23 protein-coding genes and 2 tRNA genes are annotated in these 25,230 nt (G+C 35.8%); 16 read left to right on the top strand and 9 right to left on the bottom strand.

Features of this window, described 5'->3' with window-relative positions:
- Window positions 1-55 precede the first annotated feature (55 nt).
- The 8 genes from trmB (at window position 56) to R1X58_RS04250 (ending at window position 4,701) form a co-directional block, all read left to right on the top strand.
- Window positions 56-730, top strand: coding sequence for a tRNA (guanosine(46)-N7)-methyltransferase TrmB (trmB, locus tag R1X58_RS04285; RefSeq protein ID WP_240572119.1), 675 nt, complete (start codon window positions 56-58; stop codon window positions 728-730).
- Between the two features lie 2 nt (window positions 731-732).
- Entirely contained in the window at window positions 733-1,362 is a 630-nt protein-coding gene (locus tag R1X58_RS04280) for a LysE family transporter (RefSeq protein ID WP_240572118.1), read from the top strand.
- 1 nt (window position 1,363) lies between these two features.
- The gene (locus tag R1X58_RS04275; protein ID WP_240572117.1) at window positions 1,364-1,693 is read left to right on the top strand and encodes an MGMT family protein; all 330 of its coding nucleotides are present in this window, start codon (window positions 1,364-1,366) and stop codon (window positions 1,691-1,693) included.
- Between the two features lie 165 nt (window positions 1,694-1,858).
- The gene (locus R1X58_RS04270) at window positions 1,859-2,998 is read left to right on the top strand and encodes an Mrp/NBP35 family ATP-binding protein (RefSeq protein ID WP_240572116.1); all 1,140 of its coding nucleotides are present in this window, start codon (window positions 1,859-1,861) and stop codon (window positions 2,996-2,998) included.
- Entirely contained in the window at window positions 2,999-3,244 is a 246-nt protein-coding gene (locus R1X58_RS04265) for a NifU family protein (RefSeq protein ID WP_240572115.1), read from the top strand. It abuts the gene before it with no gap.
- A gap of 192 nt (window positions 3,245-3,436) precedes the next feature.
- The gene (locus tag R1X58_RS04260) at window positions 3,437-3,766 is read left to right on the top strand and encodes a 2Fe-2S iron-sulfur cluster-binding family protein (protein ID WP_240572114.1); all 330 of its coding nucleotides are present in this window, start codon (window positions 3,437-3,439) and stop codon (window positions 3,764-3,766) included.
- 37 nt (window positions 3,767-3,803) lie between these two features.
- Window positions 3,804-4,106 (top strand): hypothetical protein, encoded by a 303-nt coding sequence (locus R1X58_RS04255; protein WP_240572113.1) that lies wholly within the window; start codon window positions 3,804-3,806, stop codon window positions 4,104-4,106.
- 88 nt (window positions 4,107-4,194) lie between these two features.
- On the top strand, window positions 4,195-4,701 hold the full coding sequence (locus R1X58_RS04250) for a ferritin (RefSeq protein ID WP_240572112.1): 507 nt from the start codon (window positions 4,195-4,197) through the stop codon (window positions 4,699-4,701).
- A 64-nt stretch (window positions 4,702-4,765) separates the two neighbouring features.
- On the opposite strand, the gene R1X58_RS04245 is transcribed toward R1X58_RS04250, so the two are convergent.
- The 5 genes from R1X58_RS04245 to R1X58_RS04225 form a co-directional block, all read right to left on the bottom strand.
- Window positions 4,766-5,347, bottom strand: a complete 582-nt coding sequence (locus R1X58_RS04245) for a c-type cytochrome (protein WP_240572111.1) — start codon at window positions 5,345-5,347, stop codon at window positions 4,766-4,768.
- Between the two features lie 100 nt (window positions 5,348-5,447).
- Window positions 5,448-6,347, bottom strand: a complete 900-nt coding sequence (locus R1X58_RS04240) for a metallophosphoesterase family protein (protein WP_240572110.1) — start codon at window positions 6,345-6,347, stop codon at window positions 5,448-5,450.
- A gap of 78 nt (window positions 6,348-6,425) precedes the next feature.
- Complete coding sequence (locus tag R1X58_RS04235; RefSeq protein ID WP_240572109.1) at window positions 6,426-9,902, bottom strand: hypothetical protein; 3,477 nt, start codon at window positions 9,900-9,902, stop codon at window positions 6,426-6,428.
- Window positions 9,903-10,027: 125 nt separating this feature from the next.
- Window positions 10,028-11,206 carry an acyl-CoA dehydrogenase family protein gene (locus R1X58_RS04230; RefSeq protein ID WP_240572108.1) on the bottom strand — a complete coding sequence of 393 codons (1,179 nt, stop codon included), beginning with the start codon at window positions 11,204-11,206 and terminating at the stop codon, window positions 10,028-10,030.
- Window positions 11,207-11,316: 110 nt separating this feature from the next.
- Window positions 11,317-12,042, bottom strand: coding sequence for a tRNA1(Val) (adenine(37)-N6)-methyltransferase (locus R1X58_RS04225; protein WP_240572107.1), 726 nt, complete (start codon window positions 12,040-12,042; stop codon window positions 11,317-11,319).
- A 180-nt stretch (window positions 12,043-12,222) separates the two neighbouring features.
- Here R1X58_RS04225 and R1X58_RS04220 point away from each other — a divergent pair, with 180 nt between their 5' ends.
- The gene (locus R1X58_RS04220) at window positions 12,223-12,669 is read left to right on the top strand and encodes a PA2169 family four-helix-bundle protein (protein ID WP_258226416.1); all 447 of its coding nucleotides are present in this window, start codon (window positions 12,223-12,225) and stop codon (window positions 12,667-12,669) included.
- A gap of 81 nt (window positions 12,670-12,750) precedes the next feature.
- On the opposite strand, the gene rimM is transcribed toward R1X58_RS04220, so the two are convergent.
- The 3 genes from rimM to R1X58_RS04205 form a co-directional block, all read right to left on the bottom strand.
- A complete protein-coding gene (gene rimM, locus R1X58_RS04215; RefSeq protein ID WP_240572105.1) occupies window positions 12,751-13,278 on the bottom strand; it encodes a ribosome maturation factor RimM in 528 nt (175 codons plus the stop codon).
- A gap of 140 nt (window positions 13,279-13,418) precedes the next feature.
- On the bottom strand, window positions 13,419-13,919 hold the full coding sequence (locus R1X58_RS04210) for a 30S ribosomal protein S16 (RefSeq protein WP_240572104.1): 501 nt from the start codon (window positions 13,917-13,919) through the stop codon (window positions 13,419-13,421).
- A gap of 118 nt (window positions 13,920-14,037) precedes the next feature.
- A complete protein-coding gene (locus tag R1X58_RS04205) occupies window positions 14,038-15,105 on the bottom strand; it encodes a lactonase family protein (RefSeq protein WP_240572103.1) in 1,068 nt (355 codons plus the stop codon).
- Window positions 15,106-15,302: 197 nt separating this feature from the next.
- On the opposite strand from R1X58_RS04205, the gene dnaE reads away from it, so the two are divergent.
- The 7 genes from dnaE to R1X58_RS04170 all read left to right on the top strand — a co-directional run bounded on the left by dnaE (window position 15,303) and on the right by R1X58_RS04170 (window position 23,735).
- On the top strand, window positions 15,303-19,691 hold the full coding sequence (gene dnaE, locus R1X58_RS04200) for a DNA polymerase III subunit alpha (RefSeq protein ID WP_240572102.1): 4,389 nt from the start codon (window positions 15,303-15,305) through the stop codon (window positions 19,689-19,691).
- Window positions 19,692-19,789: 98 nt separating this feature from the next.
- The gene (locus R1X58_RS04195) at window positions 19,790-20,644 is read left to right on the top strand and encodes a hypothetical protein (protein WP_240572101.1); all 855 of its coding nucleotides are present in this window, start codon (window positions 19,790-19,792) and stop codon (window positions 20,642-20,644) included.
- Between the two features lie 229 nt (window positions 20,645-20,873).
- Window positions 20,874-21,191 (top strand): thioredoxin, encoded by a 318-nt coding sequence (gene trxA / locus R1X58_RS04190; RefSeq protein WP_188214618.1) that lies wholly within the window; start codon window positions 20,874-20,876, stop codon window positions 21,189-21,191.
- A gap of 94 nt (window positions 21,192-21,285) precedes the next feature.
- Window positions 21,286-22,215 carry a DUF58 domain-containing protein gene (locus R1X58_RS04185; RefSeq protein ID WP_240572100.1) on the top strand — a complete coding sequence of 310 codons (930 nt, stop codon included), beginning with the start codon at window positions 21,286-21,288 and terminating at the stop codon, window positions 22,213-22,215.
- A gap of 79 nt (window positions 22,216-22,294) precedes the next feature.
- Window positions 22,295-22,368 (top strand) — tRNA-Asp (locus tag R1X58_RS04180).
- A gap of 645 nt (window positions 22,369-23,013) precedes the next feature.
- A tRNA-Asp gene (locus R1X58_RS04175) sits at window positions 23,014-23,087 on the top strand.
- Window positions 23,088-23,363: 276 nt separating this feature from the next.
- Window positions 23,364-23,735: a hypothetical protein gene (locus R1X58_RS04170; RefSeq protein ID WP_240572099.1), complete on the top strand. Its 372-nt coding sequence runs from the start codon at window positions 23,364-23,366 to the stop codon at window positions 23,733-23,735.
- Between the two features lie 521 nt (window positions 23,736-24,256).
- Here the strand turns inward: R1X58_RS04170 and R1X58_RS04165 are convergent.
- Window positions 24,257-25,135 (bottom strand): helix-turn-helix domain-containing protein, encoded by an 879-nt coding sequence (locus tag R1X58_RS04165; RefSeq protein WP_240572098.1) that lies wholly within the window; start codon window positions 25,133-25,135, stop codon window positions 24,257-24,259.
- Window positions 25,136-25,230: the final 95 nt, after the last annotated feature.

Genomic DNA, 25,230 nt, shown 5'->3' with positions numbered 1-25,230 from the left:
ATTTATTTTCTTCTTAATTGAAGGGTATTAATAACACTAAAAATAGTAATTATCTGTGGGAAGCAAGAACAAACTGAGACGATTTAGAGAGAATGAAACTTTTTCGAATGTGTATCAACCAACACGTGACGAATTGGTGAATGAGGAGTATGAATTAAAGGGGAACTGGAATCAAAAAGTTTTTAAAAATGATAACCCATTGGTATTAGAGTTAGGTTGTGGAAAAGGTGAGTATTCAGTAGCTTTAGCACAACGTTATCCTGATAAAAATTTTATAGGAATCGATATTAAAGGCGCGCGTTTTTGGCGTGGTGCTAAAACGGCTGTTGAAAATGGTATTCCTAATGTTGCCTTTTTACGTACACAAATAGAACTTATAGAGTATGCTTTTGGTGAAAATGAAGTGGATGAAATCTGGATTACTTTCCCGGATCCGCAAATAAAATATAAGCGTACCAAGCACCGTATGACGAATGCTGAGTTTTTAGCACGTTATAAGAAGATATTAAAGGAAGACGGTGTAGTAAATTTAAAAACCGATAGCGAATTTATGCACGGTTACACACTAGGTTTGTTACATGGTGCAGGTCACGAAGTATTATATGCTAACCATAATGTTTACAAACAGGAAGGAAGTCCTGAGGAAGTAACCAGTATTCAAACGTTTTACGAATCACAATATTTAGAGCAAAATAAAGCAATTACCTATATTCGATTTAAAATTAAGTAGTTGTGAATATTACGGTTATCTTTTTTTTAGGCTTAATTATTTCGTTGGTGGGCGTGATTCCGCCAGGTTTGCTTAATATGACAGCTGCGAAAATTAGCCTTAAGGAAGGGCATACACGGGGTATCATGTTTTCGGTAGGGGTTTGTGTCATTGTTTTGGTACAAACCTACATTGCTTCAGTGTTTGCTCAATATTTAAGTAAGCATACCGATGTGGTTGATATTCTTCAGCGTGTGGCTTTTGTAATTTTCGTGTTAATAACCATTTACTTTTTGTTTGTCGCGAAAAAAGATCCAAAGGAAGTGGCAGAGATTGAAATGCGAAGCAAACGCAGTCGCTTTTTTCAGGGTATGTTTATGTCGGTAATCAATGTATTTCCAATTCCTTATCAGGCGTACATGACTATTACTCTGGCTTCTGTAGGTTGGTTAACTTTCGATCAGATTGATATTCTGACTTATGTCATTGGAACGGGGATGGGGACTTTTGTGATGCTGTATATCTACATGTTTTTCTTCGATAAAATAAAGGATAAACCTATTACCTCTCAAAAAAGTATGAACTATTTGATTGGCGGCATTACGGGAATTATTTCCATAGTAACACTAATCAACATTATTAAAGAGTTGTAATATGAAGCCTGAAACCCTGAATTTTTTCGACAAAGTTTATGAGGTTGCCAGACAAATTCCATACGGTAGAGTAACTAGTTACGGAGCGATAGCAACCTTTCTTGGTGCGGTCAGAAGTGCTAGAATGGTTGGTTATGCCATGAATGGTTCTGCAGGAAAAGATGTCCCGGCTCATCGCGTAGTGAATAGAAAGGGACTGTTAACAGGGAAACAACATTTTGATGGCACCAATTTAATGCAACAACTTTTGGAAAGCGAAGGCATAAAAGTGATTGATAATCAAATTCAGGATTTTGAAGAGGTATTTTGGAATCCTTCAGAAGAGTTGTAATTCTTCAATATAACCACTTGTTTAACAGATAAAATGAGGTTTTATTCAGAATTCATCGTATAATCATTAAATAAAATTCATCCATAAATCATTTCAATACCTTAGGCTTTATATTCTGAACAATTCACAGTATATTTGTAGCCTTAGAATAAATCTAAATAGAGCATGAAGCTTAATAAAAAAGACATACTTAAAGCATTAGAATCTATAACAGTACCTGGCGAAGGACAAAACATGGTTGAAAGCGGCGCAGTAACCAATGTTGTTGTTTTTGGTGATGAGGTTGTTGTAGATATCACGATAAAAAATCCGAGTTTACAAGCTAAAAAACGTACCGAGGTGGATATTTTAAAAACCATTCACGAACAGGTTTACGAAAAAGCTAAAATTAAGGTGAATGTAAAGGTTGATGCACCGGAAAAGCCTAAAGCAAATGTTATAAAAGGAAACCCTATTCCGGGAATTCAGAACATTGTAGCTGTAGCTTCTGGAAAAGGAGGAGTAGGGAAATCTACAGTAACGGCAAATTTAGCGGTAACTCTTGCTAAAATGGGCTTTAAAGTTGGGGTTTTAGATGCCGATATTTATGGGCCATCTATTCCAATTATGTTCGATGTCGAAGCAGGAAGACCTTTAGCTGTAAATGTCGATGGAAAATCGAAAATGAAGCCTATTGAAAATTACGGCGTAAAAGTATTATCTATCGGATTCTTTACACAACCTAATCAGGCGGTAGTTTGGCGAGGACCAATGGCAGCAAAAGCGTTAAATCAAATGATTTTTGATGCACATTGGGGAGAATTAGATTTCTTATTACTGGATTTACCTCCGGGAACAGGGGATATTCACCTAAGCATTATGCAGTCGTTACCAATTACGGGTGCGGTTGTAGTAAGTACGCCTCAAAATGTAGCTTTAGCCGATGCTAAAAAGGGAGTAGCTATGTTCCAACAGGAAAGCATCAGCGTTCCTGTATTAGGAATTATTGAGAATATGGCTTATTTTACACCTGAAGAGTTGCCTAATAATAAATATTATATCTTTGGTCAGGAAGGTGCTAAAAATTTAGCTGAAGATTTAGAGGTGCCGTTTTTAGGAGAATTACCATTGGTACAAAGTATTCGTGAAGCTGGTGATGTAGGTCGTCCGGCAGCGTTACAAACGGCAACACCTTTAGAAAAAGCTTTTGAAAAAATCACACAAAATGTGGTTCAGGAAGTAGTAAAGCGTAATGAAGATTTACCACCTACAGAAGCAATTAAAATAACAACGATGGCTGGATGTTCAGCAGTTAAAACTAAATAAATGACATCAGAAGAAGTTAGACTTAATGTCGAGAAAGCGTTAGAAGAGATTCGTCCATTTTTACAAAGTGATGGAGGCGATATTTCTTTGTTATCTATTGAAGATAACGATACACTGGTAAAAGTTCAGTTGCAAGGTGCTTGTGTGGGCTGTAGTGTAAATCAAATGACTTTAAAATCGGGTGTGGAAATGACTATTAAAAAGCACGTTCCGCAGATTGAAAGAGTAGTCAATATTGCGGTTTAATTGAAGAGTTTCATAGAAAACGTTCAATTATAGCTCCATTTATATAATAAAGGAATAGAAAAAAATAAAGAATTTTAGTAATTCTTTATTTTTTTTGTTTTTCCTATCAAATTAATAGGGAAAAGATTTGCAAATTAATTTTAAGCATTACATTTGCACAAATAATTTTTCGGTTTTTATTAGAGAAAGAAGATGAGCGACATTAATATAAAAATAACAGATAGAGATGGTGTAACACATGATGTAGTAGCACCAACAGATATGGCCATGAATTTAATGGAAGTTGTCCGCAGCTACGAATTAGCTCCGGAAGGGACTATTGGAATTTGTGGTGGTATGGCTATGTGTGCCTCTTGTCAATGTTATGTACTTAGCGATACAGAATTGCCTGAAATGAGCGATGATGAGGAAGCTATGTTGTCTGAAGCTTTCGATGTTAAAGATAATAGCCGCTTAGGTTGCCAGATTCAAATGACACCGGAAATGGATGGTCTTGAAGTGGAATTAGCTCCTGAAAGTTAATTTTTATTTATTCTAAATAAATTCTATATTTGCCCTCGTGAATTTAGAGATAAATATAAATACAGGCTACCAGATTAAGCACCTTACGTTTTGTAAGTATGAGTTAATTACTCCTAACAAAACCATTAGCTTAAGTTTTCCGCAAGTTTTGGAATTACGCCGTAAAATAAACGGATTAACAACTTATAGTTCGCTGACTAGAATTGTTAATAACGAGAATTTTGTATTACTTTTTGTAGCCGGTAAAGAACATTTAGTCTTTTTAGAAATTCCTCAATTATTGGAATTAAAGGAGGAATTAGACTTACTTTTTCACACACCTTCCTTCGTTTTAGCATAAAATTTTAAGCTTATTTAGACTTTTTTTAAATTTTATGCATTCGTTTTAACGTTTTCATTTTATTGTAACTTTGTGTAAAAGCGCAATTATGAACACAATAGTTAGAAAACAAATGTCTATTCACCCGGACGTGATGGACTTATTAAATAATCAAATAGCGATGGAAATGAAAGCTTCTGCTTCATATCTGGCTATGGCATCTTGGTGCGATCAACGGGAATTGTTAAATAGTAAAGCTCTTTTTTACAAGCAAGCCGAAGAAGAAAGAGAACATGCTATGAAGATTTTCGAATTTATAAATGATAATGGAGGTGCTGCTATTTCGCCTAATGTTACCAATGTAAATAATGATTTTGAAAGCCTTATCTCTATTTACGAAACGGCATTAGAACAAGAAATAAGCGTAACACAATCCATTTTTAAAATATTTAAAGCTGCGAGAAATGCTGATGATTTTATAACTGAAGTATTTTTACAATGGTTTATTTCTGAACAAGCCGAAGAGGAAGATACGTTTAGAAGTATCTTAGATATTTTTGGACTAATGGAAGGGATGCCATTAAAGATGATTGATGAAAGAATTCTAACGGAATAGTTCAATACAATTCTAAAACATAAAAAACGCTTCTTTTTAAAGGAGCGTTTTTTATGTTTATAACTTACATAGCGGGAGGAATTGGCGCAGGAACCACATTTTCAACAGCTGGTAGACTTTTTAAGTACGTGAAAATCGCCCTGATGTCTTCATCGTTAAGTTTGGCAAAATCCTGCCATGGCATTGGTGGTAACAGCATTCTGCCACCATCCAGACCTTTTGATTTACCTTCACGTATAGCTTTGAAAAATTGCGCTTCACTCCATGTGCCAATACCACTTGCATCAGGTGTTAAATTAGCCGCAAAAGATGTGCCCCAAGGACCGGTTGTAGATGTTAATCCCATAGAGAAGAGTGCGTAACCTTTAGCGGTTTCCTTATCATATGGAGGCAAGACTTCATCGGACGGGTGACCTGATAGTAAACGATTAGAATCTGGAACAGGGCCATGATCTGTCATAACCTTTGGTGAGTGACAATGGTGGCATCCTCCTAAATCGACAAGGTATTCGCCACGTTCAACAAGATTAATAGGTTCTTGCTCTATGGTTTCAACTTCCATTTCTGTCGTTTTTTTCTCGGTACGAGAATTACAGGAGTAAGCGAGCATGCTCACTACGGCGAATAGTAAAATTTTTGATTTCATAGTTTAAAAGTTGGTTGGTGATTATAGTAAAGTTAGTGAAATTACTAATGTGTTAAACAATAGTAAATCAATAAGTTGAGTGTGAAATTTAGATTGTCAGTTATTTGTAAGAGTAGTCTGTTAGTTTTCTTGGCCCTTCAAGAACAACACGAACAATTTGAAGAACACCATCGTCATTGGTGTCGACAAGCCATTTTATTAGGCTGATGTTACCGTTTTCAATTTCAATACCAGTAATGCATCTTGGATGTACACAGCTGCCATCGTTGAAGAATGGAATGTCTCCTGGTTCCGGAAATCGTGGTCTGTGGGTATGTCCTGCTATAGTAATACGATTATTATTTTCTGTAATCCACTTTTTTGTTCGACGTTCAACTTTAATGAGCTCTTTGTGATTTTTTGCGGGACGGGTGGGATCTGAAATACCTATAACATTAAGTGGTTTCCATAGGATGCGAACTAAAAACCGACTCCATTTCCAGAAGGTGTAATTCCAAGGGTCGGCTTGATGGCCATGAGTTAAAAATAATTCCTGCCCGGTTTTAATATGTTTTAGAACAATACCTTCGTGGTATTTTAAATCGTTAAGCAGGGGTTTGTCATCTCCTGCTTCGGCATCAAAATACGTCTCTAAATGTTTTTTAACATAATTCGGGTTCCTGTAAACCATATCGTGGTTACCCCATATCATATGCAGACGTTGTTGCTCATGAAATTGCTTCATCAACATATATACATTTTTATGGGCTTCGAAAATAGGTTCGAAAGACAGGTTTTCCCAGAGTTCGTCGCCGTCGCCTAGTTCGCAATACTGAAAGCTTTGGGCAAAATAATGTTTTAAAGCATGAAAGTATATGTTGCGGTTATTTGCAAAGTCGTCGGCAAAGCTATTATCGCCTCGATGGCAGTCACTAAAAAGAATAAACTTACTATCATCATCGAAGTTGATGATTTTAGCTTTGTTATAGGCATTGTCTAATCTTTTTTTACTTGAAAACATTACAGTAAATGTAAATAAAAAAGTGTTTCAATACATATTGAAACACTTTTTCAAGTTAATTAATAATTAGTTGGTTTGTTATTTTCTGAACAGAGGATCTGCTCCTATGGTTCCCATTAAACTGTTTAAATAAGAATCGTTACTTGCATGGTAAAGTTTATCCTTTATTTGTTGCAGTTTTTCTAAAATGTTTAGTTCTTTAACCAGTACTATATTATGGTCAATAGAGGCAAAATTTGTGAGATATGTTTGTTGTTTTTGGTAAAAGGCGATGTCTTTCTTTTGTTTTAATTTCAAACGTTCCAAATACCAATCGCTTTTTATAACATAATCTCTTTCGAAATATTTTCTAAGTTCAGGATTGCTGATTTCTTTTCCTTCGTAGGTACCATAAGCCATGATATGTAGTAATATTTTTAATGGCGGTATGGCAGCTTCAATACTACCGTCTTCAAAATAGCGAAGCGCTACTTTTTTCTGAGCTTCAACAATATTATTAATACCATCTACATAATCTTCCATGCCTTGTAATTCTGGTTTCAGCATTCTTTCATCAAATACAATATTAGGTTCGTCAAACAATCGGTTTAAACATCTTAATGAGAATTGTTTGGTAATTCGATAACCTAATCGGCTGGCTAACACTTTTTGTCCGTTATATTCAAAATCATCAATTTTCTCAAGAGCGCCATCATTAATTAAGAAATTAGGATCGCGATCCTGAGGTTCTAGTCTGGCCCAGATTTCAGGAATTAAAATACTGATGTCGTGGTCGACTTTATTCTCGGCACCTACATAACCTGCGGCTGTACTAAAGGCATTAGATTCAGTTAAAATATGCGAAAGCAGAGCATTGTTTAAATCTGAGGTAGGCGTAAGCATGTTAAAAGGCCCTTTTGTTAAGGCGCCCTCAGAACCTGCTCCTGTTGTAGAAGGTGATTTTCCTGTAAGACTGCAAATGAAATCCATAAACAATTCAGGAGTTTCCTGATAGTGAATAGGGTTGTATACTGCCAAAGGACGAATGCCAGCTTTTTTATCGACAGGATTGTTTCGTCTGCCTGGTAAAACGGCATTAACAACATTAATAACCGGATCTTCAGATTTAATTTTACGATATAGACGAACTCCGATTTCACCTAAATAGCTTTCCTCGGTTTCATTGATAAATTTGTTATATTCTAGATAACGCGGATTTTTAGTAGGTTCGCCATCAACAATTCTTGTATGTGAAGGTAGTACGAAGTATTCTTCATCATTCTCGCTGTTCACAATACTTAAAACCAGGTCTTTTACAGGTTGTGTATACTTGTCGAAATTTATGGTGTCTTCATATATTTCAATAGCGTCCTTTTTTGTTAAAAGTTCGTAGTTTGTGAGGAAGGTATTTGGTGAAACAATATCGCGTTCGGCGTTTTCATCGTATCCTCTTACAACAGCTTCATCTGGTCTTTGAAACAAATGACTTTCGCAGTTTGCAACAACTTTTAAGCTTTTATTTGTGAATTCCGGGTTTAGGTTTTTAAACTGTTCTTTTGGTAAAGTTATAGTAGCTGAGATGTCGTCTTCCAGCTGAATTTTATGGCAGGCAGAAAAATCAGATCGTAGTTTGTTTAATAACCATTGTCCGTTTTGATTGAACCCAATTCTAACATAACTACCAATAACCGGTGTGTTATGGTATTTTAATCCTGTACCATTTTTACCGTTAATAATATCTACAGATATACAATCTTTCCAATTCAAATCACCATGATCCTGACGGTAAAGCCTTTTTACAAACAGAACCAAAGATCGAATATGTGGTGGAATGTTAGATACAAATTCGTTGTATTCGTCTTTAAACACCGGAAGCGGTGTAAGTAACCTAACGGCCGATCCTAATGTTCGTTTTGAACTTAAAAAGGGCTCGGAAGGCGGTAGGGTTGGGTCGTAATCTTTCCAGCGTTTTGAATAGTCGTATTCAATAATTTCATCAGCTTTTTTAAAATCTTCGTCAATATCAACAATGTTAAAGGTGCTATATGTAATGGCATTTAACATTGATTTTGAAATTTCAGATTTCCCACCTCCGGAAACAGTACAAGGTTTATGACAAAAAATGCCTTCAGGCGCTGTGTTAACAATACGCCACAGAGAGACAGCTTTATGTTTTTCTAACTTAAATTTATTTCCCGTTGGATGAATGTAGGTTTTATAAGGCGATAAAACCAGTTTTTGTTCTGCACCTTTATAATTCCAGGTTATGCTATTGGTATTCGTATTTATATAGGCATTTTCAGGGATGTATATTAAGTTCGGATAATTTTTATCAATGGCATAATTTTCTGGTTTTACATCAATACGATCCCCTAATAGTTTTTTTGTGTCTTTAAATGAAAACTTATTATCTGCTTTGTTAGAAAATGCGGTGCCATCTACAATATCGCCCATTACACCTCTAGGGAAAGCAATGGCTCCACCTGAGTGTTCTTCTTCAACTAAGCCATATAAATTGGCTGAATAACTAATTTGCGTTTTAATTTCTTTTTTTGAATATCCATAATAGTTGTCGGCGATAATTGTTACTACAACGCCACGATCGTCACGACAAGTTACTTTAAAAGCACCACCGTCATTATAGATTTCATTTTCGTTTTTCCAGCACATGCCTTCGCTTCTTTGGCGTTCGGTAGCTTGATCCCAATGTGGCAAGCCAACGTCTTTTTTCTTTAAAGTTTTAAGCTGCGGTGCCAGAATAATACATCCTGTGTGTCCTGTCCAGTGTTCGGTGTCAAGTGCGGCATCATTATGCGCTAGATTAGGATCTCCGGCATTGCCGAAAATGGACTCTACAAAGTCCAGATTGCTCACTAAGCTACCGGGAGCAAAAAATCGAACTTCCATGCTTTTTTGAGCAATAACGCCTTTAACTTCCGGACAAACTGTAGGTCGTAAAAGCAAAGAAACCATAACTTTGGCTTTATCTTCCTGACTCGCAGTAAGCGGTAATGTATTCAGGGCATCAGAAGGTGAAAATGCGGCTTTTAAAAAATGAGCAAACGTAAGTTTAGAAACCTCCTTTTTGTCTAACGGAACCGGTAAATTACTTTCTACTATATGAAAGGTACCTTTGGTAGTTCGTTTATCATGTAACGGATTGTTAAGAATACCTTGTTTTATGCGATACGACTTTACATTCTCACTTGAAAATGAATTTTCGTCGGGAGGTAAACTAATTTCTCTGGCATGTCCTTTTTGATTCAAGACCAAAGTGTCGTTTGGAATTGAAATTGTTTTTATAAAAGGAATGTCTTTTAAATAGTCGTTTATAAAGTCCTGTATTCTTTGATCTACAGGAGCAAGGTGGTTGGATAAGAGTCTTGATTTTTCTTTAAAACCTTGAGTGAAAGCTTTGGTTAGAGACTGAAGTTTAGGGTTGCAAAACTTTTGTGAAGCCCCTTCCTTATCTTTAAATAAAGGTTGTCCTAAAGCGGCCAGTTGTAAGTTGATGTATTGAACAGTGTCTTTTCTACTCTGAAATTGGTTTGAAGAGTTGGTTTTATTGGTTTTCATTATAACTTAAGTAATCAATTGCACGTACTGTGATAGAAATTCAGTCAAACTTACTAAGTTATATTTGGGGGTAATATGATATTTGTCATGCTTTAAGCGTTTTAGATACTTAAAGCATGATTGTTTTATTTAAATGCATTTAGCCCTGTAATATCCAATCCGGTTATAAGAAGGTGAATGTCGTGAGTTCCTTCATAAGTAATAACACTTTCTAAATTCATAGAGTGCCTCATTATTGAATATTCACCTGTTATACCCATACCACCTAACATTTGTCGGGCTTCGCGCGCAATGGTAATAGCCATTTCCACATTGTTACGCTTGGCCATAGATATTTGTGCCGACGTAGCTTTTCCTTCATTACGCAGAACACCTAATCGCCAAGTGAGTAATTGTGCTTTTGTTATTTCTGTAATCATCTCGGCTAATTTCTTTTGTTGTAATTGAAACTGACCAATAGGTTTGCCAAATTGCATGCGTTCTTTACTGTAACGCAAAGCAGTGTCATAGCAATCCATAGCCGCGCCAATAGCACCCCATGCAATACCATATCTTGCCGAATCCAGACAGCCAAGCGGCGCGCCTAATCCGGATTTGTTAGGAAGTATATTTTCTTTAGGAACTTTAACATTATCAAAAATAAGCTCTCCGGTAGCACTGGCCCGAAGCGACCATTTATTATGAGTTTCCGGAGTAGTAAAACCTGCCATACCGCGCTCAACGATTAAACCATGTATACGTCCGCTTTCATCTTTTGCCCAAACGACTGCAATTTGTGCAAAAGGAGCGTTGCTTATCCACATTTTGGCGCCATTAAGTAAATAATGGTCTCCCATATCTTTGAAGTTAGTAACCATGCCTCCCGGATTGCTTCCATGATCAGGCTCGGTAAGACCAAAGCAGCCTATCCATTCACCACTGGCCAGTTTAGGTAGGTATTTTTCACGTTGTGTTTCGTTACCATATTTCCAGATGGGGTACATCACTAAACTCGATTGAACAGAAGCCGTACTGCGCACACCAGAATCACCGCGTTCTATTTCCTGCATAATTAAACCATATGAAATCTGATCTAAACCAGCGCCGCCATATTCAACGGGTATGTAAGGACCAAAGGCACCTATTTCGGCGAGACCATTTATAATTTGTTTTGGGAATTCTGCCTTTTGAGCGTATTCTTCAATTATGGGAGAGACTTCTCGTTTTACCCAGGCTCTGGCAGCATCGCGAACTAATTTATGCTCATCGGTTAATAGCTCGTCTAAGTTGTAATAATCGGGAGCTTCAAATAAATCTGGCTTCATTAAATTTGAGTTTTAAAAGATTTTCAAAAGAAAATTTTTAATGATACGCTTCTTTTTTTAAGAATTTATCATTTTATGCTCTCAAATTTAAATAAATCTAATTTAGATAACTACATTTTTAAGTAGAAATCTTTTGTCAGATTAATATAATCTTCGGTGTATTGGTGGCGCTGTGTTTCAATAGTTAAAACCGATTTTTCTATGGTTTTAGCATTGTCATTGCCAAATGAAAAGTTTAAAAGGCTACGTTTAAAATCAGAATTAGGGTTGCCTTTTACATTCAGAATTTTAGTTGGATATAAATTGTAATTAGAAGCTAGTGCTATAAACTGTTCTTCTTCTTTAAAAGGAATGATGACGCAAAATTCACCGTTTTCAGAAAGTAATTTAGACGCACTTTCAATTAAATGCTCGAAAGGCATAGCATCACTGAATCGCGCTAAATCACGCTGTTCATTTTCAGATTTATAATCTTCAGAATAAAAAGGCGGATTCGATAAAATCAAATCGTATTTATCTTCAATTTCATCTGCAAATTCTTCCAATGAAGCGTGGTAGCAAAATAGGCGGTCTCCCCAGGGCGATTGTTCAAAATTATCAACACATTGTTCATAAGCAAGATCATCAATTTCTAAGGCATCAATAACTTCAGCATAACTACGTTGCGCTAACATTAGAGAAATAATACCCGTACCTGCACCAATGTCTAAAACCGAAAACGGATTGTTTTCTATTGAGGTCCAGGCACCTAAAAGGACACCGTCGGTGCCAACCTTCATGGCGCATTGGTCTTGATTAATAGTAAACTCTTTGAATTTGAATGGCTTATTAGACATGGTGAAATGTTAAAAAATTAAGAAGTAAGCGATTGAAATCGGATAAAATGCAGCCAAAAATACTAAACTGTGTTAAAATAATAAGTTAATTTTTATTTAAGTAGTAATTTTGCTTGTTAAGTGTAGAGTAGACACTCTTGTTTTTTTGGGGTGTTTATAATGAAAAAGAAAAAGATTGTTATGAATTCAGGAAGAGTTTTTTATAAGGTTAATGAGTTGTTGGTGTTTAATAGTGGCGTTGAAAAAGTATATTTAGAGGCTTATGATTCGGTTGAAAATGAAGAGTTAAAAGCTTTTTTTAATGAACGAGCTTTTGAAAGAAATCAGTTTTCGAAGGATTTAAAAACTGAGATGGAAAACATTGAAGATAAGTCGTCACAGCCAGCTGGACTTAGTACTAATTTCTATGAGATTTGGAGAAATTTCAGAAATTTAATTTTAATGGATAATGAAAGCGGACTGCTAAATGAAGTGTACCGTTTAAAGGAAGTAAGTGTTGAAATGTATAACCAATTACTTATGGAACCGAACTTACCATTGTCGGTTTGTAAGCTTTTAGGAAAACAACGCGACAGCATTCAAGCAGCAATGAATACGATGAAACGTGATCTTACTTTAGTTTACTAATTGTAGTTAAGTAAAGTAACTTTAAATAAAAAAGCGCGATCAAATTTAATTTGGTCGCGCTTTTTTATGTTTTCAATATGTTTATTCTAAGTATAAATCAATTAATCCTTCAGGTGTATCGACAAGAATGATTTTATTGTCGCGGTCTACTTTTACAATAAACTCGTCGTTCATAGGGATTAGAATTTCTTTACCGTTGTTTTCTACTTCAAACAAAGCTTGAGCCGTTGTGTCATTTACTGCAACTACTATTCCTACGGTTCCGTAATTTTTGTCCTCCATGGTGTATCCTATAATTTCATGAAAATAGAATTTATTACCATCCAGTTTAGGCAATAAATCAAGGGGTAAATACACTTCGGTTTTAACTAAAGCATCGGCATCTTCTTCTGTTTCTACATCTTCAAACTGTACTCGTAATAAATCGGATTTGTGAAGCTGTGAGTGTTCAATAAAAAACGGAATTAGATTGTGGTTTATGTCGAGGAACATAGCATCTAAGTTCTCGTAAAGCTCCGGTTGATCGGTGTCTAATTTTATTAATAATTCACCTTTAAAACTGTACTTTTTTACAATTTTACCTAAATAAAAGCAGTCTTCTTTTTTCATGACAATTATTTTGTCATCCTGAACTTGTTTCAGGATCTTATAATTTTAAACAGATGTGTATTTTCAAGATTTCCATTTTCATGGAAATAAAAAACTCCGATAGAAGCTATCGGAGTTTAAAAGTATAAAAAAATAGTTTTTTATTCTTCTTCGTTTGAAGCTTCTACTTCTTCAGCTGGAGCTTCTTCAGCAACAGGAGCTTTAGCAGCGATACGAGCTTCGTTTGCAGCTTTCTCAGCTTCTAATGCTTTAGCTTTAGCTTCAGCGTCAGCTTGAGCTAAACCTTCAGTTTTAGCACCAACTTTAGCAGTTTTAGCTTCAACCCATGCTTGGAATTTAGCTTCTGCTTGCTCTTCAGTTAAAGCGCCTTTTCTAACACCACCAGCTAAGTGATTTTTTAATAAAGCTCCTTTGTAAGATAAGATAGCTTTAGCAGTATCGGTTGGTTGTGCACCATTTTGTAACCAAGTTACAGCACCGTCAACATTTAAATCGATAGTTGCAGGGTTAGTGTTTGGATTGTAAGTACCTAATTTTTCTAAGTATTTACCGTCTCTTTTTGCACGCGAATCAGCGGCTACGATCCAATAAAAAGGTTTCCCCTTTTTACCGTGTCTTTGTAATCTAATTTTTACTGGCATAATAATTAATTATTTGAGGTTCTCGACCTCGGTTATTAATGAGGGTGCAAAGATACTACATTTTTTGAAAAAGCAACACTTTATTTGTTTTTTTAAACGGTTGTTTTTCAGTGTGTTTTTAGAATAATAAGCAAACGGGGCTTGGTACATCAAACGAATTTGAATATTTAAGTTTTCCGGTCTTCTTATTTATTGAAAAGATGCTGATATTGTTGGTTCTTCTATTGCCTACTAATAGGAAATTACCTGTTGGGTCTATAGTGAAATTTCTTGGCCAGTCGCCCTCTGTTGAAATGTTTTGGATCTTTTTTAATTTGCCGGTTACATGGTGTCTTTTAAAAACGACTATGGAATTTTCTCCTCTATTTGAGCCGTATAAAAATTGTTCGTCGGGACTTAAGTGAATATCGGCACAGTAGCTTTCTCCTTTAAAGTCATCGTCCAAAGTTGATATGTGTTCAATTAATTTGAAACCATTATTGGTGTTTTTGGCAACCGTTACGGTACTGTTTAATTCGTTAATAATATAGAAGTACTTATGGTCTTTGGTTACTGTGAAATGTCGTGGGCCGGCTTTAGGTTGCATGTTTACAATAGATTCGGTCTTTAGTTTGTAACCGTCACCAACATCGCTTTTTTGATATTTAAAAACGGAGTTTCTACCCAAGTCGGCAACAAATAAATAGTGGTCAATAAATTGTGCAGAATGCGCATGCGATACTTCTTCGTCTGTACTTTGCTTGAAAACCTGTAAGGCTTCAGTGAGACTTCCGTCTGAATTTATATTGAACAAAGCCATGGTACCTCCGCCATAGTTGGAAACAACAAGTTTTGTGCCTTCGTTATTCACGGCAACATGACAGGGGCTGCCGCCGTGGCTGTCAACACTGTTTATAAGTTCTAAATCCTCGTTGTTATTGATCTTAAAAGCTGAAATGATACCGTCGTTTTCCCGGCAGGTGGCGTACAAATAGTTTCTGTCGGGAGAAAAGGCTAAAAATGATGGGCTTTCGGCTTGAGCGATTAGTTTTGTATTGCTTAAAACACCGTGAATAGTATCGAATTGCAGTTTGTAAATGCCTTCGCTATCGCCATCTGTAAAGGTGCCAAGATACATGTTAATGTTTTGCGAATAGCCAGACAATGTGGAAAAAATAATAATAAATAGTGTAAAGTTAAGTTTCATGGTTAGGGTCTTTTAATTTCAAAAATAGGTTTTAAATCAACGTTATTCAAATGAAAATAAATAAGATACACGATTCTTGATTTTGTTGTTTACAACTCGTGATAATTTCGTTTTAATTTGGATGAATTTCTGTGTATTTTTATCCACTAAGATCGGTTTTTGTAACCGGCTTAATCACAATAAATTAAACTTTCAGAATGTACTTAATTTTCGATACAGAAACCACAGGTTTGCCAAAACGATGGGACGCACCCATTACCGATACCGATAACTGGCCACGTTGTATACAAATTGCATGGCAGTTACATGACAGTATGGGGAATTGTATCGATCATCAGGATTATCTGGTGCAACCGGAAGGCTTCAACATTCCTTATGATGCCGAGAAGGTTCATGGGATTTCTACGGAGTTGGCTCAGGAGCAAGGTGTGCCTTTGGTTGAAGTGCTTGAAAAATTTAATGCCGTGTTGGGAAAAACCAAATTCATTGTCGGACAAAATGTAAAGTTCGACTTGAATATTATGGGTGCCGAGTTTGTTCGTGGCGATATGGCAAACATATTGCAGGAACTTCCTGTTTTAGATACCTGTACCGAGCATACTGCAGAATTGTGTCAGATTCCCGGAGGTCGTGGTGGTAAATTTAAGTTGCCTACACTTACCGAGTTACACGAGTTTTTATTCAAACAACCCTTCGCCGAAGCACATAACGCAACAGCCGATGTTGAGGCAACCACGCGTTGTTTTTTGGAGTTAATTCGTTTAGAGGAATTTACAAAGGAAGAATTAGATGTCGAGGACGATTACTTCCAAAACTTTAAAGAGGCCAATCCGAAGGAGATTGAACTTATCGGATTAAAGCACATTAACCTGAAACAGGAAAGTGCTAAAATTCGTGAGCGCATAAAAAAGGCTGAAGGGACTCAGATTTCTTCTGAAGAAATTAAACAAAATATTTCCGATTTAAAGGATGTTGAGTTTGCTCATTTACATAACCACTCACAATTTTCTATTTTACAATCTACCATAAGTATTCCGGCATTGGTGGCCGAAGCAGCAAAGCATAATATGCCTGCCGTTGCGCTTACCGATCACGGAAATATGATGGGAGCCTTTCACTTTGTTAAAGCTGTTAGTGCACATAACAAATCGGCGCAGGCTAAAATTGCCGAAGCGCAGGAAAAAGGAGAAACCACAAACGTAAAAGAGATTAAACCGATTATTGGTTGTGAGTTTTTCGTTTGTGAAGATCATAAAGATAAAACCAGAAAAGACAATGGGTATCAGGTGGTCTTACTGGCGAAAAATAAAAATGGCTATCATAATATGGCCAAGTTATCGTCGCATGCCTTTGTTGACGGATTTTATTATGTACCGCGTATTGATAAAAAACTAATTGAGCAGTACAAGGAAGATATCATGGTACTTACCGGAAATTTATATGGTGAGGTGCCAAGTAAAGTCTTGAATGTTGGTGAAAATCAGGCCGAGGAAGCTTTGCTTTGGTGGAAAGAGCAGTTTGGCGACGATTTGTATATCGAATTGATGCGCCATAATCAGGAAGATGAAAACCGTGTCAATACGGTACTTGTCGATTTTGCTAGAAAACATGATATCAAGTTAATTGCTACGAATAATACATACTATTGCGAGAAAGATGATGCCAACGCACACGATATTTTGTTGTGTGTAAAAGATGGTGAAAAGCAGTCGACGCCAATTGGTCGTGGTCGAGGGTATCGTTATGGTATGCCAAATCAGGAGTATTATTTTAAGTCTTCGGAAGAAATGAAGACTATTTTTAAGGATATCCCTGATGCGATTAGTAATATTCAGGAAGTGATTGATAAGGTTGAATCTTTCGAGCTGGCTCGTGATGTCTTACTTCCTGCCTTCGGAATTCCTGATGAATTTAAGCATGATGAAGATTTAGTTGATGGAGGTAAGCGAGGAGAAAATGCTTATTTACGTCATTTAACTTACGAAGGTGCTAAAAAACGTTACGGCGAACCGTTAAGTGAAGAAGTTACCGAACGTCTGGATTTCGAATTGTCGGTAATTGAAAATACAGGGTATCCGGGGTACTTCTTAATTGTTGAAGATTTTATCCGTGAAGCCCGAAATATGGATGTGTCGGTAGGGCCGGGGCGTGGTTCGGCTGCGGGTTCGGTAGTGGCCTACTGTTTGTGGATTACCAATATAGACCCGATGAAGTACGATCTCCTTTTTGAGCGTTTCTTAAATCCAGATCGTATAAGCATGCCCGATATCGATATTGACTTTGATGATGAAGGTCGAAGTCGCGTTATGGATTATGTTATCAAGAAATACGGTGCCAATCAGGTAGCGCAAATTATTACCTACGGTACCATGGCTGCGAAGTCGTCTATCCGAGATACGGCGCGTGTACTGGACTTACCATTATTTGACGCCGATAGGATTGCGAAGTTGATTCCGAATATGTCTAAGCTTAACAAGATTTTTGCTTTAGATGAAAAAGGTTTAGCAGATAAATTCAGAGCTGAAGAATTAGAAAAAGTCAATGAACTTTTAAATATTGCCGATGGTGAAGGTTTAGATTCCGAAACCGTAAATCTGGCAAAAGTATTGGAAGGTTCGGTGCGTAATACAGGTATTCACGCCTGTGGGGTAATTATCACACCCGACGATATTACCAAGTTCGTTCCGGTTTCGGTGGCAAAAGACTCCGATTTGTATGTTACCCAGTTTGATAACTCGGTAGTAGAGGAGGCAGGACTGCTAAAAATGGATTTCCTGGGGTTAAAAACATTAACCCTGATTAAGGATACGGTTAAGATTGTAAAGGCGAAGCACGGTATTGTTTTAGATCCGGAAAATTTCCCTTTAGATGACGAAGAAACCTATGCATTATTTCAAAGAGGAGAAACGGTTGGAGTGTTCCAATACGAGTCACCCGGGATGCAAAAACACCTTCGCGATTTAAAGCCAACGGTATTCGAAGATTTAATTGCGATGAATGCCTTGTATCGTCCGGGACCAATGGAATACATTCCTTCTTTCGTTAGAAGAAAACATGGTGATGAGGAAATTGAGTACGATTTACCAGCGATGGAAGAATACTTGAAGGAAACTTATGGTATTACCGTGTATCAGGAGCAGGTAATGCTTCTATCTCAAAAGTTAGCGGACTTTACAAAAGGTGAAGCCGATATGCTTCGTAAGGCGATGGGTAAAAAGCAGATCGCCGTACTGGATAAAATGAAACCTAAGTTTATCGATCAGGCAAGTGCTAATGGTCATGATGCCAAGGTACTTGAAAAAGTATGGAAAGACTGGGAAGCCTTTGCGAGTTACGCCTTCAATAAATCGCACTCGACGTGTTATGCCTGGATTGCTTATCAAACCGCATATTTAAAGGCGCATTATCCTGCTGAATATATGGCGGCCGTACTGTCCAACAATATGAACGATATTAAGCAGGTAACCTTCTTTATGGAAGAATGTAAACGTATGAAACTAGATGTATTGGGGCCAGATGTAAACGAATCGTTTTACAAGTTCTCGGTAAATAAAGATAATGCGGTGCGTTTCGGGATGGGAGCTATTAAAGGTGTTGGTCATGGTGCGGTAATGACTATTGTTGAAAACAGAAAGAAAGACGGACATTATAAATCTATTTTCGATTTTGCTAAACGTATTGATTTGCGTGCGGCGAATAAAAAGGCCTTTGAAAACCTTGCGTTAGCAGGAGGTTTCGATTGTTTTGGTAAGACGCACAGAGCGCAGTATTTTCACGATGAAGGAGATGGGATTACCTTTTTAGAAAAAGCCATTAAATACGGAAGTAAACACCAGGAGAATGAAAACTCGGCGCAGGTAAGTTTGTTTGGGGAAGCTAGTGAAGTGCAGATAGAAGAGCCACAAGTGCCACCATGTGAAGAGTGGGGAACTATGGAGAAGTTGGCTAAAGAGCGCGAAGTTGTTGGTATTTACATTTCGGGACATCCACTGGATGATTTCAGAATAGAGATGAAAACCTTCTGTAATGCCAATTTAAGTTTCTTTAATACATTAGAACCTTATGTGAATCGCGAACTCGTGTTTGGTGGTGTGGTTACCGATGTGCAACACCGCGTTAGCAAGCAGGGGAAAGGCTGGGCGATGTTTACCGTTGAAGATTACACCGATAGTTATGAATTCAGAATCTTTGGCGAAGAATATTTAAAATTCAGGCATTTCCTGATGCATAACAATTTTGTGTTTGTTAAAACTTTTGTCAGAGAAGGCTGGGTAAATAAAGATACCGGAAAGAAAAGTGAACCACGTTTACAATTCAATAACTTTCAACTGCTGCATGATGTGATGGAGAGTTATGCTAAAAAGTTGTCGATTCAACTAGAGATTGGCGATTTAAAGGAAAGTACCATTTTAAGATTGAAAGAATTAATTGATATGCATCCTGGAAACCAAAGCTTGAATTTTGTGGTTTACGATAATAAAGAGCAAATAAAATTACATATGCCAAGCCGACGCCAGAAAGTAAAAGTGTGTCAGGAATTAATCAGCGAGCTTGAAAGTGAGCATGTTAAATTTAAATTGAATTAATTTGTGATTTTTTTCAAATAATAGGGTAGGAATTTTTAATCGGTTCCTGTTATACTATATATCACCATTTCGTGTTATACATAACAAAAATACCTATTATGAAAAAAGTAAAAATTTTATTAGCATTAGTAAGTTTAGGCTTTGTAGCCTGTAACAACGACAGCGAAACTACCAACGACAACTTAGCGACTTCAGAAAGCGTAAATTCCGAAATTGTTATTGAAGATGTAGAATCTGTTTTAGATAATATTTCTATCTATTCAGATGCTTCTTTTGGTGTTTCGTCAGTGTCTAAAACATCAACATTTGGTAAAGGTGATCACCGCGGTGAATCGCAATACTTTAATGATTGTGTAGACGTGACCGTAGAATTAGTAGATGAAACACTTACAACAACAATTGTATTTAATGGTGAGTGTGAAGACCACGATGGTAACGTTATTACCGGAACCATTACTAAAGTAAGATCTATTTCTGATGCAGGTAAGGAAAGAACAATCACTTTTCAGGATTTATCAATTAATGGTTATTTAGTTAACGGTACACAAACCTATAGCTATGTAATAGCAAACGTTAACGGAAATCCAGAGTTCACCAGTACCATTGATATTAGTATTGTAACCGATGAAGGCACCATTTCTAAAGTGGGAACAAAAACTGTTGAAATTACAGCAGGAGGCGATACCTATTCTTGTTTTGATGATGAAAAAACTATTACCGGATCTTCAACATTCACTGATGCTTCAGGAGCAACATTTACTGTAGAAATTACAACAGCTCTTGTTAAGCCTGTAGATTGCCGCTTTATTGCTTCAGGCGTTAAGACCTATACAACTGCAGAAGGAACAATTACTGTAGATTATGGTGATGGTACTTGCGATGATGTAGCAACAAAAACAGATGTGGAAGGTAATGTTACTGAAATTACCTTAGGAAGAAAAAGACATCACTAATTTTATTTAAAGATTAAAATAGATAAAAGCTTTCGCAAAATGCGGAGGCTTTTTTTGTTGCCTGTAAAAAAGTAAGAAGGTTGTTATGAGTATAAAACGTAAAAAAATCTTAAAATAAGCTTAAACAATCGAGTTATAAATAAAACAAATTGTTACTTTGTAAGCTTTAGGAGTTTTTTTGACTAATTTTGTAACATTAAAATAGTATTACAATTAAAACATAAATATTATGGCATTAGAAATAACAGATGCAACGTTTGAAGAAACGGTATTAAAAAGTGATAAACCAGTTATGGTTGATTTTTGGGCTGCTTGGTGTGGACCATGTAGAATGGTAGGACCAATCATCGAGCAAATTAGCGAAGAGTACGAAGGTAAAGCGGTAGTAGGAAAAGTTGATGTTGATGCTAACCAAGAATTTGCTGCTAAATACGGTGTTCGTAATATTCCAACAGTATTAGTATTCCAAAACGGAGAAGTAGTAGGAAGACAAGTAGGTGTAGCGCCTAAAAACGCTTATACCGATGCGATCGATTCGCTTTTATAGTCTGTAAAACATAAAGATTATGTAAAAAGGTTTGCTAGTAATAGCAAACCTTTTTTATTTTAGATACATCTTTTAAATAGAATAAGAGTTAAAAATGAATTTACAAAACGAACTTAATAAAGCTGAAGGTTTTAAAAACTTAGAATTGCTGGCAAAGCAAGTGGTTGAAGGATTTATTGCCGGAATGCATAAAAGTCCGTTTCATGGGTTTTCGGCCGAGTTTGCCGAACATAAAATATATAATCAAGGCGAAAGTACACGTCATATCGATTGGAAACTCTTTGCGAAAACAGATAAGTTATATACCAAATGTTACGACGATGAAACCAATTTAAGGTGTCATATTATTATCGATAACAGTAGTTCGATGCACTACCCGAGTATGAGTAATTTTTCCATTGATCATTTAAATAAAATAGCATTTTCAGCTTTGGCTTCGGCTTCTTTAATGGGAATCTTAAAAAAGCAACGTGATGCTGTAGGTTTAAGTGTTTATAGTGATGCTTACGACTATTATGCTCCAGAAAAGGGTAGCGAGCGTCATCATCAAATGTTATTAAGTCAGTTGTCTAATATGGTTACTCAAAAGCCTGTAAACAGACAGACAGATACCTATACTTATTTGCATCAAATCGCTGAAAAAATACACCGACGTTCGTTAATATTCCTATTTACTGATATGTTTCAGGCTATGGATGACCCTAATAAGTTGTTTGAAGCGCTTCGCCATTTAAAATACAATAAACATGAAGTTATTTTGTTTCATGTTTTCGATAAAGAAAAAGAGTTGTTATTCGATTTCGATAATAAGCCCAAACGCTTCGTAGATGTTGAAACCGGTGAGTTTATAAATTTATATGCCGATACTATTAAGCACAATTATAATGAAGCTGTAAGTGCATTTTTTAAAGATGTTCAATATAATTGTTTGAAATACAATATTAAATATGTTGAGGTTGATGTGAATAGTGATTTCAATAATATACTTTTAACTTATATGGTTGAACGGAAAAAGTTCGCTTAGATAAAAAACAGAAAAAAACTTAAAAAAATGTTTGCGGTAAACAAAAAGGGGTGTATATTTGCAACCGCAATACAGCAACGGTCTGGTAGTTCAGTTGGTTAGAATGTCGCCCTGTCACGGCGAAGGTCGCGGGTTCGAGTCCCGTCCAGACCGCAAAATTGCAGAGAAGCTCTAAGTGATTAGGGCTTTTTTTGGCACTATAAAGAAGTTGTGTTGTCCCAATGTAAATTGGGAGTAGTAGTGATTACCAAAGTTTTTTGGTGTTCCAATGAAAGGCTTTCCTTTTTTCTTAACAGAAAATCGGGATGCTTTTTTGTTTTAGATTAAATCCTTCCAAATTTTTAATCTCTTTCTGAATTTTTTTGGCAAACATAAGTAAATGAATATTGGTGAAGATATCATTACTACAGGGTTGATTACGTTCTCAAATATTATTTTGAAAGCATTATTTGTCCATTTGGAGATTAATATTGAAAGACCTGTCCCTATTATGCAGAATAGGATTAGAAAAGCAATGTAGTATAATAATATTTTAAATAATTCCTTCATTAATAATTATTGAGGATACAATTTAAATGCTTGGTTTTAAAGTAAAAAGGACATCCCTTTTTATGGTGTATTCCAATTATAAACGAATTAGGTTGTTATCTGTTATAAAAGTGTTATTTGTTAGTGTCAGGAATTTGAATAGTCTTTTGTTTTTCTAACATTCAGTGTTTTGCTTAATGCTAGAAAAAAAATCAAAAAATATTATTATATATTAAAAAGTATTGTATATTTGCACCCGCAATACGCAACGGTCTGGTAGTTCAGTTGGTTAGAATGTCGCCCTGTCACGGCGAAGGTCGCGGGTTCGAGTCCCGTCCAGACCGCAAAATTGCAAAAGCCCTTAGAAATAAGGGCTTTTTTTATGCTCTAAAGTGAACAAAAATTTTGGTAAATTATCTTATGACATCTTATGTCGTAAACCAACATGGATTTCTACCGTAAATTTGTAATGTAAAAACGTAGTAAAAAGTTTTTCATAAGTTGGTTTGGTTAGTTTAAAGCTACAGGTAAGCGTATTAGGGTGCTTTACTGTAGCTTTTTTATTATAGTAATTTTTTTATTTCATATATTGCTGTGTAATCATTCAAATCAACCTTTTTATGAAATTTAAGCTATTAACCAATAAATTAATTCCTTTAGCTCTTTTAGCCTTAACAGTTTCAACATTACAATATTGTAAATCTTCAAAAGAAACAACAGTAAAACAGGAAGAGCCTGCTGTGAGTTACGCTAAGCATATTGCTCCTGTTATGGAGCGCAGCTGTACACCTTGCCATTTTCCGGAAAACGGTAAAAAGAAGTATTTAGATACTTATGGTGCTGTAAAGAATAATATTGAGGATATAATAACTCGTGTGGAGTTACCTGTTACAGAAAAAAAATATATGCCTTTTAAAAGTAAGAAGCCGGCTTTAACTTCTGAAGAAATTACCATGTTAAAACAATGGGTTGCTAGTGGTTTTTCAGAATAGTTAATAATGGAAATAAATTATAGAATATAGAGCTCTTAGAATAGGAGCTTTTTTTGTGCAATAGAATTAAGTGAATAATTATTAAAAAGATGATGACATCTTATGTCGTAAACCAACATGGATTTCTAACGTAAATTTGTAATGTAAAAACGTAGTAAAAAGTTTTTTCATAAGTTGGTTTGGTTAGTTTAAGGCTACAGTAAGCGTATTAGGGTGCTACTGTGGCCTTTCTTCATTTTAAAGCGTTTTGTCGCACTTGTCTATTTAAACCAATTTCTTGAATTAATGTTTTCCCATATAAACACAACTACACTTTTTTAATGGCTTTTTTATGGATATAATAAAGGGAATGGGGACTAAAAGAATGATGACATCTTATGTCGTAAATTACCATGGATTTCTAACGTAAATTTGTAGTGTAAAAACGTAGTAAAAGTTTTTTCATAGTTGGTTTGGTTAGTTTAAGGCTGCAGTTTGGTATTGAAGGGTGCTACTGTGGCCTTTCTTCGTTTTGCGATAAATTATTCCAGTTTAGAAAAGAATTCTTCAAAGCTACCTTCCATAAATCGAGGAGGATGATCTAAATTTAATTCGTTTTGTAATTCTTTATCTTCCCATAAAATGTTAAACCCTATTTGTAAATTTAAATCGTAGGTATCGTCACGTTCTGTGTACGATGACATAATATAGTTTTTGTTTTCAATATTTTTAAAAAACCTAAAAAACTGGGCCATAACATAAAAAAGAGAGTCGTTACAGTCACCCGTTATGTCATATCTAAAGAAAATGGGTTGTTCTAAATTTTTATAATTTGTTAAATCGTTTGATCTTAATTGCTTTACGTTAATCTCCTTGTTTTTAAGTTTTAAATACGTCTCTTTTTTTAAGGGGAGTACTATACTGTGTCCGGCGTAGTAGCCACTTTTTCCTGTAAAAACAAAATTAAGTTCCGGTAGTAACCTTATAGCCTCTTTTATTAATTCATGATTTAGGAAGGTGTCATCTTTTTTCTGAGAATCAATAAAGTGTTCTAAGTATTTAATGTCGAAATCAAAATCTATGGTTCTTAAGTTGTTCGAAACGACATTAATTTGATCGAGATACCATTCTAATTTAGGTAAGTCGTTGGTTTGAGCTGAAAGTGAATATTTTCGGGTTTTAAAGTCGTAAAATGTCGGGATGGGTACAGCAGCATTTAAATTATGAATAAGCTGATAGGGCATAAGCGTGTTTAATACGATATCTTCTTCTTTTTCAGACTTGATTAATGTTAAGTCTTTTTCCCAGCGCTGAACCGTTCTTAAATCGACATTTAATTCAGATGCAAAATCAGATTGCGATAAATTGTAAAACTCCCTGTAATCTGTAAAAAGTTCACCTATGGAATTATATTTTTTCATGCTTATGAGTTAGTTATAAGGTAAATATAATTAAAATGATTGGTTGCAGACATCTTGTGTCGTATTCTAAAACGTATACCCTTATTAATTTTGCT

The sequence above is a fragment of the Aestuariibaculum lutulentum genome (genome assembly GCF_032926325.1).
Lineage (GTDB): Bacteria > Bacteroidota > Bacteroidia > Flavobacteriales > Flavobacteriaceae > Aestuariibaculum > Aestuariibaculum lutulentum.
Note: the sequence above shows the minus strand (reverse complement) of the source record. Positions and strands in the feature narration are given on the sequence as shown.